Annotated in this window: 15 protein-coding genes; 5 read left to right on the top strand and 10 right to left on the bottom strand. The window is 39.8% G+C overall.

Annotated features, from left to right (window positions below; translation table 11 throughout):
* Both OTG27_RS25935 and OTG27_RS25930 read right to left on the bottom strand, forming a co-directional pair.
* Positions 1-1,815 (bottom strand): hypothetical protein (locus tag OTG27_RS25935; RefSeq protein WP_268938534.1); only part of this gene is annotated, 1,815 nt, incomplete at its 3' end.
* Positions 1,816-2,040: 225 nt separating this feature from the next.
* Entirely contained in the window at positions 2,041-3,129 is a 1,089-nt protein-coding gene (locus OTG27_RS25930) for a tetratricopeptide repeat-containing glycosyltransferase family 2 protein (protein WP_268938533.1), read from the bottom strand.
* A 253-nt stretch (positions 3,130-3,382) separates the two neighbouring features.
* On the opposite strand from OTG27_RS25930, the gene OTG27_RS25925 reads away from it, so the two are divergent.
* Complete coding sequence (locus OTG27_RS25925; RefSeq protein ID WP_164468797.1) at positions 3,383-3,538, top strand: hypothetical protein; 156 nt, start codon at positions 3,383-3,385, stop codon at positions 3,536-3,538.
* A 196-nt stretch (positions 3,539-3,734) separates the two neighbouring features.
* Here the strand turns inward: OTG27_RS25925 and OTG27_RS25920 are convergent, their stop codons facing one another.
* Positions 3,735-4,118 (bottom strand): VOC family protein, encoded by a 384-nt coding sequence (locus tag OTG27_RS25920; protein ID WP_057276436.1) that lies wholly within the window; start codon positions 4,116-4,118, stop codon positions 3,735-3,737.
* A gap of 107 nt (positions 4,119-4,225) precedes the next feature.
* Positions 4,226-4,501 (bottom strand): ArsR/SmtB family transcription factor, encoded by a 276-nt coding sequence (locus tag OTG27_RS25915; RefSeq protein ID WP_034304356.1) that lies wholly within the window; start codon positions 4,499-4,501, stop codon positions 4,226-4,228.
* Positions 4,502-4,828: 327 nt separating this feature from the next.
* Here OTG27_RS25915 and OTG27_RS25910 point away from each other — a divergent pair, with 327 nt between their 5' ends.
* Positions 4,829-6,244 (top strand): PQQ-dependent sugar dehydrogenase, encoded by a 1,416-nt coding sequence (locus OTG27_RS25910; protein ID WP_268938532.1) that lies wholly within the window; start codon positions 4,829-4,831, stop codon positions 6,242-6,244.
* Positions 6,245-6,300: 56 nt separating this feature from the next.
* On the opposite strand, the gene OTG27_RS25905 is transcribed toward OTG27_RS25910, so the two are convergent.
* Both OTG27_RS25905 and OTG27_RS25900 read right to left on the bottom strand, forming a co-directional pair.
* Entirely contained in the window at positions 6,301-6,855 is a 555-nt protein-coding gene (locus OTG27_RS25905; RefSeq protein ID WP_268938531.1) for a hypothetical protein, read from the bottom strand.
* Between the two features lie 154 nt (positions 6,856-7,009).
* Positions 7,010-7,393, bottom strand: coding sequence for a cupredoxin domain-containing protein (locus OTG27_RS25900; protein WP_268938530.1), 384 nt, complete (start codon positions 7,391-7,393; stop codon positions 7,010-7,012).
* Between the two features lie 390 nt (positions 7,394-7,783).
* Here OTG27_RS25900 and OTG27_RS25895 point away from each other — a divergent pair, with 390 nt between their 5' ends.
* Entirely contained in the window at positions 7,784-8,551 is a 768-nt protein-coding gene (locus OTG27_RS25895; protein ID WP_268938529.1) for a sporulation protein, read from the top strand.
* Between the two features lie 348 nt (positions 8,552-8,899).
* Here OTG27_RS25895 and OTG27_RS25890 read toward each other — a convergent pair whose 3' ends face one another.
* The 3 genes from OTG27_RS25890 to OTG27_RS25880 form a co-directional block, all read right to left on the bottom strand.
* Complete coding sequence (locus OTG27_RS25890) at positions 8,900-9,358, bottom strand: NUDIX hydrolase (protein ID WP_268938528.1); 459 nt, start codon at positions 9,356-9,358, stop codon at positions 8,900-8,902.
* Positions 9,359-9,809: 451 nt separating this feature from the next.
* Positions 9,810-10,556: a polysaccharide deacetylase family protein gene (locus OTG27_RS25885; protein WP_268938527.1), complete on the bottom strand. Its 747-nt coding sequence runs from the start codon at positions 10,554-10,556 to the stop codon at positions 9,810-9,812.
* 309 nt (positions 10,557-10,865) lie between these two features.
* Complete coding sequence (locus OTG27_RS25880; protein WP_268938526.1) at positions 10,866-11,486, bottom strand: DUF421 domain-containing protein; 621 nt, start codon at positions 11,484-11,486, stop codon at positions 10,866-10,868.
* Positions 11,487-12,117: 631 nt separating this feature from the next.
* Between OTG27_RS25880 and OTG27_RS25875 the strand changes: the two genes are divergently transcribed.
* Together OTG27_RS25875 and OTG27_RS25870 are read left to right on the top strand one after the other, a co-directional pair.
* Complete coding sequence (locus OTG27_RS25875) at positions 12,118-13,074, top strand: patatin-like phospholipase family protein (RefSeq protein ID WP_268938525.1); 957 nt, start codon at positions 12,118-12,120, stop codon at positions 13,072-13,074.
* A gap of 312 nt (positions 13,075-13,386) precedes the next feature.
* The gene (locus tag OTG27_RS25870; protein WP_239859341.1) at positions 13,387-14,208 is read left to right on the top strand and encodes an STAS domain-containing protein; all 822 of its coding nucleotides are present in this window, start codon (positions 13,387-13,389) and stop codon (positions 14,206-14,208) included.
* Between the two features lie 371 nt (positions 14,209-14,579).
* Here the strand turns inward: OTG27_RS25870 and OTG27_RS25865 are convergent, their stop codons facing one another.
* Complete coding sequence (locus OTG27_RS25865; RefSeq protein ID WP_268938524.1) at positions 14,580-14,987, bottom strand: Lrp/AsnC family transcriptional regulator; 408 nt, start codon at positions 14,985-14,987, stop codon at positions 14,580-14,582.
* Positions 14,988-15,013 lie beyond the last annotated feature (26 nt).

The raw sequence follows: 15,013 nt of genomic DNA, 5'->3' as shown, positions 1-15,013 counted from the left end.
CATGGCTCCCGTGGTCCCTGTGGCTCCCGTGGCTCCCGTGGCTCCTATGGCTCCCGGATCTCCGGTTGCCCCTGTTGCTCCGGTGGCTCCTGGATCTCCTGTGGCTCCTGTTGCACCGGTGGCTCCTGGATCTCCTGTTGCTCCGGTGACACCTTGTTCTCCCGTGGCTCCCGTGGCTCCCGTGGCTCCCGTAGCTCCTGTTGCACCGGTGGCTCCTGGATCTCCTGTTGCTCCGGTGACACCTTGTTCTCCCGTGGCCCCCGTGGCTCCCGTAGCTCCTGTTGCTCCGGTGACACCTTGTTCTCCCGTGGCTCCCGGATCTCCTGTGGCTCCCGTGGCTCCTGGATCTCCTGTTGCTCCGGTGACACCTTGTTCTCCCGTGGCCCCCGTGGCTCCCGTAGCTCCTGTTGCACCGGTGGCTCCCGTGGCTCCCGTGGCTCCCGGATCTCCTGTGGCTCCCGTGGCTCCTGGATCTCCTGTGGCTCCTGTTGCACCGGTGGCTCCTGGATCTCCTGTGGCTCCGGTGACACCTTGTTCTCCCGTGGCTCCCGTGGCTCCCGGATCTCCTGTGGCTCCCGTGGCTCCTGGATCTCCTGTGGCTCCGGTGACACCTTGTTCTCCCGTGGCCCCCGTGGCTCCCGTAGCTCCTGTTGCACCGGTGGCTCCCGTGGCTCCCGTGGCTCCTATGGCTCCCGGATCTCCGGTTGCCCCTGTTGCTCCGGTGGCTCCTGGATCTCCTGTGGCTCCCGTGGCTCCTGTCGCTCCGGCAGCTCCCGTGGCTCCTATGGCTCCCGGATCTCCGGTTGCCCCTGTTGCTCCTGTGGTTCCGACGGCTCCGGGATCTCCCGTCGCTCCTGTTACGCCTGTGGTTCCCATTGTTCCTGTGGCTCCCGTGGCTCCTGTGGCTCCCATAGCTCCTGTTGCACCGGTGGCTCCTGCATTTCCCGTGGCTCCGGTGACACCTGGATCTCCCGTCGCTCCTGTTACGCCGGTGGCTCCCGCGACACCCGTCGCTCCGGTTGCTCCGGTGGCTCCTGGATCTCCTGTAGCTCCTGTTGCACCGGTGGTTCCTGCATTTCCCGTGGCTCCGGTGACACCTGGATCTCCCGTCGCTCCTGTTACGCCTGTTGCTCCCATGGCTCCTGTTGCTCCTGTTGCTCCGGTTGCCCCCGGATCTCCGGTGGCTCCCGTGGCCCCTGTGGCTCCCGTGGCTCCGGCTACTCCTGTTGCTCCGGTTGCCCCGGCGGCTCCTGTGACCCCGGGATCTCCCGTGGCTCCCGTGGCTCCCGGACCTCCTGTTGCTCCCGTGACACCTGTAGCACCCCTAGCTCCTGTTGCCCCTGTTCCCCCTGTTGTCCCTGAATTTCCAATAGCTGACGCATTAAAGCTCTCTGGACCAACACGCGTTACATCCGAATCAACTGAACCAGTAATGTTACGAACAAAAGCTGTATATACTAAAAACCCTGAACCTTTGGGGACATTGTAATCTGCAGCTGAAAATGCGTACTCTTGAGGTCCAATCTCAGAGCCATTAACAACAATAGTTTTAATACCGCTAAAAATTGTACTAGCATTAGGATTGGTCCCTCTAACAATTTTAATTTCAACAGAATTTGCAGAAACACTGGCGGCTGGATTTACTTTTAAGGTGATGATCCCATCAAATTGAACACGAATAATTGAAGTGGGAATTGCTTCGCTTACATTAAGGCCAACCTGTCCAAAAAGTTGGTAAGCAGACGAAGTGGGAATATTAATGGAGTTGGCATAGGAAGCATTTTGAGATGTTCTTCCATCAAAGAATTCTGGCATTCTTGTTCCACCTTCTTTAAAAATAAAAATGAATTTACTTTTCTCCAAATACTAGGTGTTTTAATTGGCCGTAGAACCTTATAACACATTATGAAATTTGCAGCAACAGTGAAACGGCACAAGCCCTTCCGCATAAATTATCCAGTATTCTGCCATGGCTAATTGAATCATCCTATTTAACTTTTCAAGAAGCAAAAAAAGGCTAATCCCTTGGCGTTCAAGAGATTAGCTTTTTTCCTTTTTTTCGATACTCTGAAAGTAGCTGCGGTTATAGTCGATGGAAGGGTGATCTGGAAAGTATTCAGCAGCTAACTCATTATGTCTTTTTGCTTCCTCTAGCTTGCCGATGCGGTCAAAACATACGCAAAGCTGTATGTGCGGCAGCCATGTGTAACAATTCCGCTCGATAAAAGGGCTTTTTGTTTCTGGTATTTCTATTTGCGTTGCCAGATTGTACCAGAATATAGAGCGTTCATATTCATGCTGCTCCATATGGATGTATCCGAGCCGACAGCATATTTCCCCTCTTGGTGTATCGTACTCGAAAGACTTTAAACAGCTCTGGACAGCTGAACTCCAATCTTTTAATTGAATCTGACAGTCCGCCAACTTGCCGCAGGCTTGAATGTTATCCTCGCTCCATCCTTTACCCTCATCAAGAAATTTATGATACCACTGGATGGCATCATCATATAAACCATGGTCATTGCATTCATTCGCATAGTAATATTTGTCGCGCGGTGAAAAATCCATTCCTGATTGAAGGGCCTTCTTGTAAATATTCAAATTACGATCATTAAAGCTTTTTACCTTTTTATGATGTATGGCAATATCCGATTGAAATGTGAGTCCGGTCACTTCAAGATACTCATGAACGAATCCTATCCATTGGAAGTTCTTTTCCCGTTTTACGAGCCGGTTCCGCCTGGAACTAAAGCTGGGGTTTCCATTCCCATCAAAAGAAAGATGATAAAACATCATGACAGAATCGAAGTGAGGAGGAAGCTCTTTTTTCAGCGTTGAAAATTTCTCCTTATTCTCTTCTGTTAAAATATCATCCGCATCAAGCCAAAGTATATATTCTTTTGTCGCTTTAGAAAAAGCGAAGTTTCTCGCAGCCGAAAAGTCATCAATCCACTCAAAATCATAAACATGATCAGTGAAGGCTGAGGCAATTTGTTTCGTGTTATCTTTTGATCCTGTATCAATGATAATCATTTCATCGACTAGTTCCCTAACAGAAGCAAGACAGGTAGGAAGGGATTCTTCTTCATCCTTTACAATCATGCATAAACTAATTGAAATCCCGCCCATTAAACCACCTCCCATAACAGCATATTAGATTCTGCCTGCTATAATGTCTGGAGATAGGGTGATCTAATTAAATCCAAGACATGACAAGGAAAATCGTTAATTGCAGGAAATTTAAGATTTTTTGCAAACGCATTTTTGTTATAATTCCTTTGCTGAAGGACCTAATTTGTTTTATTTTTTAAATAATAATACGTATTTTCCTTATACTTGCGCATATTAAAAACAATAATATTGAAAGCGAGATGGATACGTATTGTCTAAACAAGGAATGCAAAACAAGGATCAAACGAGAAAGCAAATCGAGAAACAGGATAAAAGAAATGATGTTGAACTAGGTAATGAATTTCAAATTGGAAACACAAGTTCACAGAGCTCAAAAAAAAGTGGACGTCAAGTAAATAAAAAATAACCCCGATCTTTCGGGGTTATTTTTTCGATTTATGAACTTTTTTTAAAATGATGAGAATGACAACATTGTCATTTACTTTTACACTCCAAAAATATAAAACCCTGTCCTAAAATCAGGACAGGGTTAACTTAAAGTTGTTTAAGATGAACACACTTCCTCCAACTTAAAAACAACAATAAAACTATTTCACATAAAATTACTGCTGCACTATCTGAATAAGGTTGCCGCATGTATCATCGAAGACCGCTATAGTGCTTTCTCCCATTTTTGTCGGCTCCATCGTAAACTTCACGCCGTTTTCCAATAACCGTTTGTACTCTTGATGAATATCTGCAACGCCAAACATTGTTGCTGGGATGCCTTCGGCTACTATCTTCTTTTGATATTCCTTTGCGGCAGGATGCTCATTCGGTTCGAGTAAAAGCTCGGTACCATCATGATCATCGGGAGAAACAAGCGTAATCCACCTGAATTTCCCCATGGGAATGTCATGCTTTTTTACAAATCCCAGCTTTTCTGAATAAAATTCCAGTGCCTTGTCTTGGTCTTGTACGAATAAACTGGTAACAATGATTTTCATAATCTTTTGCCTCCTTTAATATTTACCACGCTGGTGCTCTGCAAACAATCTGGTTCCAAGCCGAAAAACCCACACATTCTTCAGAAGCCTGTTCCGATTTTATAAAATTACTCTATCCATCCTTTCAGCAAATCTTTAAGTGGTTCGTTGTTGAACATTAGTACTCGATATTTTCCCTTTCGTTTTGATTTTACGAGTCCTGCATCTTCCAATGCAGCTAGATGTTTAGCAATTGCCTGTCGCGAAATGGCAAGGTCGTGCTTCGTAATGAGACGTACCGTAAGTTCATACAACGTCAGCTCGTTGCGTTCAGAAAGTTCGTCCAATATCAGCCGCCGAGTCGAATCGCCGAGTGCTTTGAATATAGCGTCTTTATCCCACATACATCGATTATAAGCAACTCTACGGTTGCGTGTCAATGACACCCATTCCTGATGGACGAAAGCGACAAATATATATGTTGATCTATTATTTCCATCATGTATAACCCCAACACTCATTCATTTCCCATAATTGCAGACAATTTAAGTATTGGTTTTGGTTTTTCACCTTAATCCGCCCCGTCACGTAACGCACACCATCAGATTCCTTACGCTCCTGCTGAAAGTGGTGCATTGCCTTATCAGATTCCCCCTGCCTAAATTGGTACTAACGGACAGTTCTAATCATATTCTTATTAAAGAAAACCATAAGAAGGGGGGCAAAATCAGTTGATAAAAGTGAAGGTTGGTTTACGGCCCATTGTAAGTAAGATAAATTTACCTACTGTTTTGAAAACGACTATACTTCCGGGTGACTCCATTGAAAGATTATTTATTGCAACCCAGGTAGGAGAGATTTTTTACATAGGAAACGGAGAGATAAGGACTTTTTTAGATATTCGCCCGCGAATCCTAAAACTTGGCGCTTCTGGTGGCGGATATGATGAACGGGGATTGCTGGGGCTGGCGTTTCATCCCGAATTTTATTATAACGGTCTGTTTTATCTTCATTATTCAGTGGCCGGAACACAAGGACCAGGTGCTCTTTCTGAGTCTTTTAAGCCTGACCCGTGTGATCCCAAAACATTAAACCTAAGGTGGATGAATAGAGAAACTAAATATGACCATATTGATACAATTGAAGAATGGATTTTACAAGCGAATGGTCAACCCCAAAAACGACGGACTTTACTTAACTTAAGAAGACCATTTTTAAATCATAATGGGGTCAATAGTTTAAACTTTTCACCTGAAACAGGAAAACTTGTATTAACAACCGGGGATGGCGGATCAGGCTATGATCCATTTAACTTAAGCCAGGACGATCTGGAAATTGCCGGTAAGATAATTGAAATGGATGTAGATAAGAATATATCCTACAATAATCCAACCATTGTCACACGTTTTAATGAACTTCCCACACCCATTCAGGAAACGCTCATGGTAATGGCCAAAGGGGTGCGCAATATACCAGGCATTTCATTTCAAAGGTTTTATAATCAGTATATTAAATATGCGGGAAATGTCGGCCAGAATTTGGTCGAGTCGATTTTTTCATTCGTTCAGTATAAACCAATACCGGTTACTGAGCTTGTTCTAGCTCCTTTCATGAATTCTGAACCTGACAAAGAAGGATTCATTAACTTGGGCTGGCGAGGCTGGGAAGGTGCTTTCCCTGCATCGATTATCAGAAGGTGCACGGATAATCCGGCATTGGATGAGAAAACCATTGCTTATTACGATGAAGCAGCTGCGCTTTCAGGGAGCCGTCTTCAGCCTTTGACTAGTTATTTTCATGAAGATTCCAGACCCGATAAGTTTGGAGGAACTGCACTTACAGGGGTGCAAGCCTATATGGGGGGAAGAATCCCTGCTTTGACAGGAAGCGTTGTGTTTACCGATCTTGCCCGGAAAGAATCTCAACCTCAGGTAAGAGGGGCTTTAGCTTATACCACCGTAAGACCAAATGGTGAACAAAACGATTTTAGTGTGATACAGACCGATTATGATTTTGGGTCTCAATCAGCTTATTATGTTAATTTGGGAACGAACCTGGATCAAACCAGACTATATTTAGGGGTTTATGGCTCTATGAAAGTGACTGATTTTAACCAAGGTACGATTTTTGAAATCGTTGAATCCTAACTAAAATTCTACCTAATCATGAATGAATTGAAATTAAAAACGAGTGATGGAGACCACTAAACTATAATCGTTTTTAATCTTTTATAAATGATCAAAGCAACTTCAACCCAAAACCAGCTATAAATGAAAGCTAATAAAAAGCCAGTTATCAGGATCGAAAAGGAAACAGGCACGGCTGGACCTAAAACCGGAAAGTGAAAAATAAATAGTAGACTCATAATTCCTGACATTAAAAGAATGGCCCCAACAGCAATAACACTTAATCTCTTCCTTAAAAAAGAAAAAGATGCCCCTATGCCAAGTCCCAACAATCCTGTTGTAAAAGGAAATACAATGAGTTCAGTTGGCTGAAGGATGAATAACAACATAATTGTCAAAAGGTAGGTCACCACTCCAAATGGAATGGAAAACATGGAACCTAACAGAATGGGTGCAGTGGCTAGGGGACTTATAAAATATCCGATACCTGGTAAAAAGCCTGGAGCAGCCTGAAGTATGGCAGCAATGCAAGCAAAAATGGACACTAAAATGAGCTTCATCGTTCTATTATGTTTATTGAATAGGATTTGAGATAAACGAACCTCATCAGAAATAGGTTTAAAAAAATACACATTTCCACCTCATTATAAAAGGTTTATACGTTACCATACATTATATTTGCCATTGATTAGAGGTGGAACCATTATTAATGAACCACCATATCCTGAAATGAAAAAGGATTTTCCTTTGCCTAATAAAAAAACAAGGCCATATTGGCCCTGCCTTTTATTCGACGATCACTTTCCCAACCATTCCTTCCTGGAAATGGTACCGGCATATCAGTTCATATGTACCCGGCTGTTTCGGTTGCACGGTAATGGTTTTTTCTTTACCTGCCTGGACCTCTGCGTCAATTCCGAGCTTTTCCACTGTGAAGGTGTGCTCTTTCTTACCTTTGTTTTTCAAAATCAATGTTGTGGCTGTTCCATTCGGAATAGTGATGGCTTCCGGATTAAAGAAATCATCGTTCAACTCGACCACAATCGATTTCACCGCAGGCTGAGCTACAACACGGGATTCGGCAGATACACCGAATGATCCTAGAGTTGTCACAACTACAACCGTTGCAAGCATAAAGACCAATCCCGTTACCCACTTTTTCACTGACATTCGCAATCCCTCCTTCCCTTACCCTATCTTTTTCTAATTCATAAAATATTATTACTATTAATTTGGTTACAGTGCGCGTTCAAATAGGTGAAAAGAAAAAGATCGCCACTAATGACGATCTTCTGGAGTCCAATCTTATGATTTTGCATCATAGTCTTTTTGACATTTTACCATTATAAATTTAAATAGAAGGAAGATACACTCTCCATTCTTTCCAAGCTTTAAGATAGCCACTTAAGTCTTGCGGATGAACTCTAATACAAACGCCTATACGTGTGTTGGAGATGCATAAATTTTTGTGGTTTCACTTTTTCATGGCCCCCTTCTAGAGGCGCCCATGAACCTATTATGCTATGCTATTTATAGACTTACAAAGGGGGAATTATGTACATGTCATTTTTTGATAAAATGAAAGCAAGCATCGGAATCGGTGCGGCGAAAGTGGATACAAAATTAGAAAAAGATTCATACAAACAAGGAGAAACGGTAAATGGGAACGTGTTTGTCCTTGGCGGAAACACCCAACAGGAAATCAATGGGCTATACATCCATTTGATGACACAGGTTTTGAGGGAACAGGATGACCGTAAGTATTTAGATGATGTTACCCTTTACAAAATAAAGGTTTCGGATGCATTCATCATTGAAAAAGGCGAAGAAAAGGTGATTCCGTTTTCCTTGCAACTTCCGTACGAAACGCCAATCACGTTAGGGGACGTGTCTGTGTGGATGAAGACGGAAATGGATGTGACGTTCGCATTGGACCCTAAAGATAATGATTATATAAACGTATTTGGAAATGAAACAGTCAGTAGCTTCCTAAAAGCAATCGAATCATTAGGGTTTTACTTGAACAAAGTAAAAAATGTACCCTTCAAACGTAGCAAAACGGGTGTCTTTCAGGAATTCGAATACAAGCCAAAGGGCGGTCCATTCCAAAGAAGCCTTGATGAGGTTGAAATCGGATTCGTCGCGGACGCTCAATCCGTAGATTTATTCATCGAAGTGGATAGAAAAGCAAGAGGACTTTCTGGGTTTTTGGAAAGTGCAGCAGGAATGGATGAATCCAAGATCCGAGTGCAATACAAACATTTCCAAAAGGAAAGTGTAGAAACAGCCAAGCAAGAACTGATGGATATACTATCCCGTTATTCTTGATAAATTGGATTTGCTTATCTGCCTATATTAACCCCATACATCAGTTAAGATCATGCCTGTTTCTCTCCAATCTATACCATATTAATAGACAGTATAGTCAAAAGAATAACGATTATACTAGATTAGTAGATTTTCCATTAAACAATAACACCTGTTAGTTAAAGAAGAAAAACTGCCTTAAGACAGCTCCAATCTTCAGCTAACGCAACCATTAGTTTAAGTAGATTTCTTCACAAACTTTTTAGTATTTCAGTTAATACAGGAATGCTGCCCCTTTAGTGCCATAAGAAAAGGAGCTGCTGATCAGCTCCTGATAAAGAAGTAAAGAACCTGTTAGCTTAATAAAAATTATTTATCTAGTTGTTTATTATAAATACTAATTGAATGTACCCTCTCTTTTAATAAGTTATCTATTATTTGCTTGAGTACCCTTGGTTCACGTAGTTCTTCATTATCAAATTTCACAAGGTCATTCACCTTAATCCATCTACTGTCTAAAATTTCATCTTCTTCAAAATTTAATGAACCACCAGTAACCTCACCAGTAAAATGAAATAGAATAACTTGATTGTTTGTACTACTGATAAAATTATATACACCCGTTGTACCATTAAGTTTTACATCAAAGCCAGTTTCCTCTTTTACCTCCCTACGAGCTGAATAGAGAATGTCTTCACCATATTCAATGCGTCCACTCGGAAAGTTCCACTTATCAATAGCAGTTGGTTTATTTTCTCTAATTATTAAGACTTCATCATCTCTGAATATTGATACACTAACTACTAAAACTATCCCATTATGAGCCATCCTTTTCGCCTCAGTTATTTAATTTTATATTTATTGCTACCTTTTTCTCTACTTAACACCTGATTACCTTCTTCTACCACTAACCTGCACCTTTAATTCTATAAGAAAAAGCTGCCTTAAAGACAGCTCCGATCTTCAGCTAACACACCCGTTAGTTGAAAAGAGTGAAAGTTAAATTGTACCTTTCATTCTAATTACCTTCACACCTAACTAAGATTTAAGTTCTAGCATTGCTTTTTTTTAAAAAAAGCCATTGCTTGCTTGTTACTTGGTGACACACGAAGGTGGTATTCATCAACTCCATTGTTTTTAAAGAACTTCAATCATAAATAACCCAATTAGTTCAATATCTATTTCCTTAAACTTTTGAATTATATTTGATGTTTTCCTTATTCCGTATCCATTTGCTTATAAACAATATTAAGTACTTTTCCCTTGGTTGAAAAAGCGATTACCTGGTATAGGAACCGCCCTCAACTATCTTCGCAAAGTCATCAAGAGTAGTTGAATACTTGATATAAATTCGTGGTAAAAGATAAAGTTCGTCTTTAATGCCCTTCTCAGAAAATAGTTCAGGAGTTGTCGTAAGTCCAAACAAATAATATTTCTTCGTTTCTTCTACGACTTTGTCATTGAAATTTCCGTATGGATACGCAAGAGCATTAACTGGTTTGCCTGTTATTTTTTGAATTTTATCTTTGGACCCTTTCAGTTCATATTCATAATTTTTTATTTCCGTCAAATCAGGATGTGTAGCAGCATGAGACTGGATTGAGATTATACCCGAATCAGCCATCATTTTTAAATCCGATTTCGATAATCGGTTTGAACGACCGATAAAGTCAGAGATAACAAAAATGGTACCACTTGGTTTAAAACGTTCGTTTTTAAGTTTTTGAAAGATAGCAAATGCATTCAGATTGTTTTTGTATCCGTCATCAAAGGTAATGAAAATGGGTTTATTTTCTTTATAAATGTCTTGCCAATGATCAAAAGTTAATAATGTGTAGCCATGGTCTTTTAAATAAATCATTTGTTTCTGGAAATTATCAGGAGTTACATATAGCTCCTTAGAACCCTGCCCAGTAAACTCGTCAATCGAATGATAAATTAAAATAGGTACTTTTCGTTGAGCAAAAACTTGTGATGGAAGAATTAAGATAAGAAGACATAGCAAAAACATTACAACCTTTTTCATAAAATTCCTCGCTTTGCATCCTTTTTATATCTTTTCAAATTATTGTGCCTCAAAAGCATAGTTCTATTATGATTTCTCCCCTATTTGATTCTATCTCCCATTGATCAATGGTGACTTTGATAACTCCAAATGAAAAACTAATTTCTTAAAACACTAAGGAATCGGACTAACTGCCACATTAGCTCTATAAGAAAAAGAGCTGCCAAAGCAACTCCCTTAATGAAGTAAAGCATCCGTTAGTTGAAGAACAATGCTTATGTATTGTGTATTATCTTTGTACTAAAGAAAAAAACAGCTTTTTTTATGTCTCTAAGATTTATAGTCCACTATGCCTCCCTCGTAATAAGCTTCTTTAAATAATGGTGGCGTTTTCGCTTCAGACTGGTTTTGTGATGAGGAACGAATACCATTCTCAGCTAAGAGATCTAAAATTTTTTGAATATCTTCTTTGGTTGCAGGTGCTTTGTTTGGCTTTAGGCTAGTCGCTATTTTACCATTGGACTCTAATATCGCCAATTCAACATCTTCGACATTTCCTATATTTTTTTGGCGAAGTGCACTTTGTATTTCATCTGTCGTTAATCTGGCTTTTTTTAGCTCTTCTAACTGCATCTTTCCATCTTTAATTAATATTGATGGTACTCCATTAATAAACTTTCGGGATTCTGGAAACCATATTTGTATTTTTGCTACTAATACAATTCCTATAATGAGCAAAGTTCCAGCATATACTGCTTGCCATTCCTCTTTCACTGCTAAAGGTTGGATTAGTACAGCACCAATCGAAATCCTTAACACAGCTTCCGAAACTGTCGTTTCTGCAAGTGATCTCTTTCCTGCGATACGTAGAAGAATAATTGCAGTACAAAAAATTAACAATGCCTTTAATACATAAGGTAAGGTAGATATGTCTTCTAAAAAATCCATCATTTTTCTCATTCCTTTAACATTTTTTGTTATTATCTGTTGACTCTATACCAAATATGTAGATAGTTTTTGAACTAGGTAATAACAAAATTCAGGTGTTTTTTAGAATGTAAAATAAAGGCTAAATAACCAATTCTCCACTTCAACTAATCTGCCCCGGTAGTTCCTCAAGAAAAAGCTGCCTTAAAGACAGCTCCGATCTTCAGCTAACGCACCCTTTAGTTTAAGTGTAATCCTTCCACAATCCTGTTGTTGGAAAAAAACATCTGCATCTTGAGGGGTCGCAAGATATTTAATAATAATCAATAACCTTTTGTGCACAGGTTGCAAAAGAACCTGTTTGAGGGCGGAACAGGCAGCCGTAGCCTACCGCTATGGCTTTTTTATTTTCTTTCAAGTTTTTTTGGTTGTATTTTCTGTCTTTCTCATCACCCATTACAAACAAAGTACGTGCATAATAATTCTGTTTGGATTGCCCTTACTACCACTCAAACGTAGTCTCCTCTATCCTCGTCATAGTTTTTTATATACTCGGTAAAGTCTTTCCTTGGATGTTTAGCTACATAATCCGGCTCCTGAAAAATAAACATATACTGAATGATATTTGTGACCAGATTGGAAAGGAGAAATAGCTTTGACAAAATATCGGATCATGACCTTTGATGGAGGCGGCACTTTAGGTACTTTAAGTTTACAACTTTTGAACAGACTAGCTCGGCAAAACCCAAAATTAATTAGTCGAACCAATGTTTTTTCGGGAAATTCAATCGGTTCATTCACTGCCCTTGCGTTAGCAAGTGGAAGATCGCCTAAGGAGACACTCCAGTTTTTTAAGGATAAAATCCTGCCGGCTTTCAGCGTTTCCCGACCAGGTGGACCTGTTTTCAACCAACAATTGCCATATTCTGGTTTCATTAAAGCGGTACAAACATTTTTCCCATCAGATCTTCTCCTCAAAGACTTAAAAAGACGAATTGTTGTACCTGCATTTCATTTATTCTCACCGGAGCTGAATCGTTGGACTCCTGTGTTATTCCACAACTTTCCTGGCTCTCCCTATTTAAATGAGAAAGCGAGTGATGTAATACTACGGAGCAGTGGTGCTCCCGCGACGCAACGAGCCTATCAAAACTACGTGGATGGGTATACAGTTGCAACCAACCCCAGTACAGCCAGTATCGCATTTGCGGTGGGGAAGGCCAAACAGCCGTTGGATCAAATTGCGGTATTATCCATTGGAACAGGTGAAGAGCCGACTCGATTAAGAAGAGATACGAAGGGATGGGGGATGGTAAGTGCAGATAACATACGTCCCGAAAATATGAAGAACCTTCCCCCGAATTGGGGAGTTCTTTTGGACCGATCTCCCAATGAACCCTTACTGCCATTTCTTCAGATTGTCGCTAGTGGATCCGGTTACTATGAATCCATGGTCAGTTCTCAGCTTCTAGGAGATCGTTTTTTTCGGTTAAATCCACGGATCCCTAATTTCTCCAAAACGGACCCTTCTGTGGTTCCAGCTCTCATTTCAATTGCTAACAAAACAAATTTAAACCCTGCAGTTCAATTTATAGAGAAAAACTGGAATTAATAAAGTTATCCTATAAATCTGATTGAGTTTTTGTTTTTATTTCAAGCATTCGGATTTTTTAAAACAGCCAGAACCTGGCTGTTTTTATTTATTCAGTTCTTCTTCAACTAAACTCTCTACTAATGTAAGGAAAATATGCCAATGTACATTTCTTTAATCGAACAACCTGCCCCGTTAGTATCTTCACAATATTAATTTACATAAATATCATCCATTTTCCTTTAAATTAGAAGTTTTTTGTGTAAATGGGTTTAGTAATTATAAGAATAGGGTATTTATGATTTGGCAGATTTAAAAAAAGGAGATTAAATTATGGATTTTTCACTTGATATATATAAATTAATGAAATTCATCGAAGAAAATAACGAGGATTTTGAAGATTCATTATTAAACGAAGCATCTAATGTGAAAGACAAAATTGAAGAAATATTAATGGTCGGTAATATTGACCTGATAAATAATGCCCGTAAGCTGGTTCGATACATTATTGAGGGTGAAGAACAAGAGCTTCAATCATTTGCTAAACAAGAAGGTATAGCTTGGGCGACACACGAAATACCATTAACTTTCAAATTAGAGTGGGTGCAAGCCATTCGAAGAACTTTGTGGAAGTTCCTACAAGGATATAACGAGGTAACGAATCACGTTATAAATGAAGATTTTTTTTCGGTAGAAAAACAAATAAATAATCAAGTAGACAGGTTTTTAAATGTTTTTTTTATCACATATTCTCAATACAAAGATTCATTGATAATGGCTCAAAGAGAATTGGTCGAAAATCTTTCTGTGCCAATAATCCCAATAACACCCACTATATGTATTTTGCCTTTAATTGGTGCGGTTGATCTTTACCGAACGAATATTCTAGAGGAGAAAGTTTTAATAGAGATTGGAAAATTACGTATTCAAACATTGATTATGGACTTATCTGGAATTATGGAAATGGAGACTGAGGTAATTGATCATTTAATGAGGATTATTGACGGCACTTCATTAATGGGATGTACCACTGTGATTACCGGGTTAAGAGCTGAAGTGGCTAGCAATATGATACGCTTAGGAATGAGATTAAATGAAAAAGCACAAACATTAGGAACTTTACAACAAGCGTTGAATAAATACTTAATATGTTAAATACGGAGAATCTTAGAGGAGGGTCGCTTTGCCGACTCTTTTTCCTTATTCAATATATTCTGACCAACTGTCTAAATATTTTTCCTGCCTAGCAGTTACATCTTTGTATAAAAAATATAGTGAGGCATTTAATTCAACACCAATCAATTCGTTTTCTTCTTCAACTAACCTGTCCTATAGTTCCATAAGAAACAAAGCTGCCTTAAAGACAGCTCCGATCTTCAGCTAAACCACCCATTAGTTTAAGTACAGTCCTTCATATACTAACTTGTGAATAAGAAAACGAGGTGTCCCTGCTGCCTTCGTTGTTCAATTCAAGCACCCTATAGTTTAAATGTGACTATTCACAAATATCCATGTTCATTCATGCCCTATTTATTAATAACGATCGATAATTTATAGTTTGCATATTTGTTTAACTCTAATAAAAATTGATTTAACGCTTCATTACTTGGAAACCTGCACTCCAAAAGATAACAGCTATCTCCACTGATTTTATAATTATTGATGACATATACTTCCTTTGTTCGGATAAATGAGAGATAAGGTTGATGATGTGTACCTTCTATATAGATATTGATAAAGGCATACGTATAGCACCCTAATTTCGCTTGATTCACTTTAATGCTATACCCCTCAATAACCCCATTGTTCTCTAATTTCTCCACTCTAGCTGCGGCTGCCGGTCCTGTTAAGTGAACTCTCTCCCCTAATTCTTTCATCGTAATCCGGCTATTGCTACATAACTCCTCTATAATTCGCTTATCTGTTTGATCCATCTGAACGTCAACTCCTTTCAAAAATA

Origin of the sequence: Peribacillus sp. AS_2, assembly GCF_026891895.1 — a bacterium.
Lineage (GTDB): Bacteria > Bacillota > Bacilli > Bacillales > DSM-1321 > Peribacillus > Peribacillus frigoritolerans.
Note: the sequence above shows the minus strand (reverse complement) of the source record. Positions and strands in the feature narration are given on the sequence as shown.

Excerpts from the sequence above, each read along its gene's own strand:
- OTG27_RS25865 (WP_268938524.1), bottom strand. The coding sequence starts at position 14,987 with ATGGATCAAACAGATAAGCGAATTATAGAGGAGTTATGTAGCAATAGC.
- OTG27_RS25920 (WP_057276436.1), bottom strand. The coding sequence starts at position 4,118 with ATGAAAATCATTGTTACCAGTTTATTCGTACAAGACCAAGACAAGGCA.
- OTG27_RS25895 (WP_268938529.1), top strand. The coding sequence starts at position 7,784 with ATGTCATTTTTTGATAAAATGAAAGCAAGCATCGGAATCGGTGCGGCG.
- OTG27_RS25915 (WP_034304356.1), bottom strand. The coding sequence starts at position 4,501 with ATGTGGGATAAAGACGCTATATTCAAAGCACTCGGCGATTCGACTCGG.
- OTG27_RS25880 (WP_268938526.1), bottom strand. The coding sequence starts at position 11,486 with ATGATGGATTTTTTAGAAGACATATCTACCTTACCTTATGTATTAAAG.
- OTG27_RS25890 (WP_268938528.1), bottom strand. The coding sequence starts at position 9,358 with ATGGCTCATAATGGGATAGTTTTAGTAGTTAGTGTATCAATATTCAGA.
- OTG27_RS25870 (WP_239859341.1), top strand. The coding sequence starts at position 13,387 with ATGGATTTTTCACTTGATATATATAAATTAATGAAATTCATCGAAGAA.
- OTG27_RS25930 (WP_268938533.1), bottom strand. The coding sequence starts at position 3,129 with ATGGGCGGGATTTCAATTAGTTTATGCATGATTGTAAAGGATGAAGAA.
- OTG27_RS25885 (WP_268938527.1), bottom strand. The coding sequence starts at position 10,556 with ATGAAAAAGGTTGTAATGTTTTTGCTATGTCTTCTTATCTTAATTCTT.
- OTG27_RS25900 (WP_268938530.1), bottom strand. The coding sequence starts at position 7,393 with ATGTCAGTGAAAAAGTGGGTAACGGGATTGGTCTTTATGCTTGCAACG.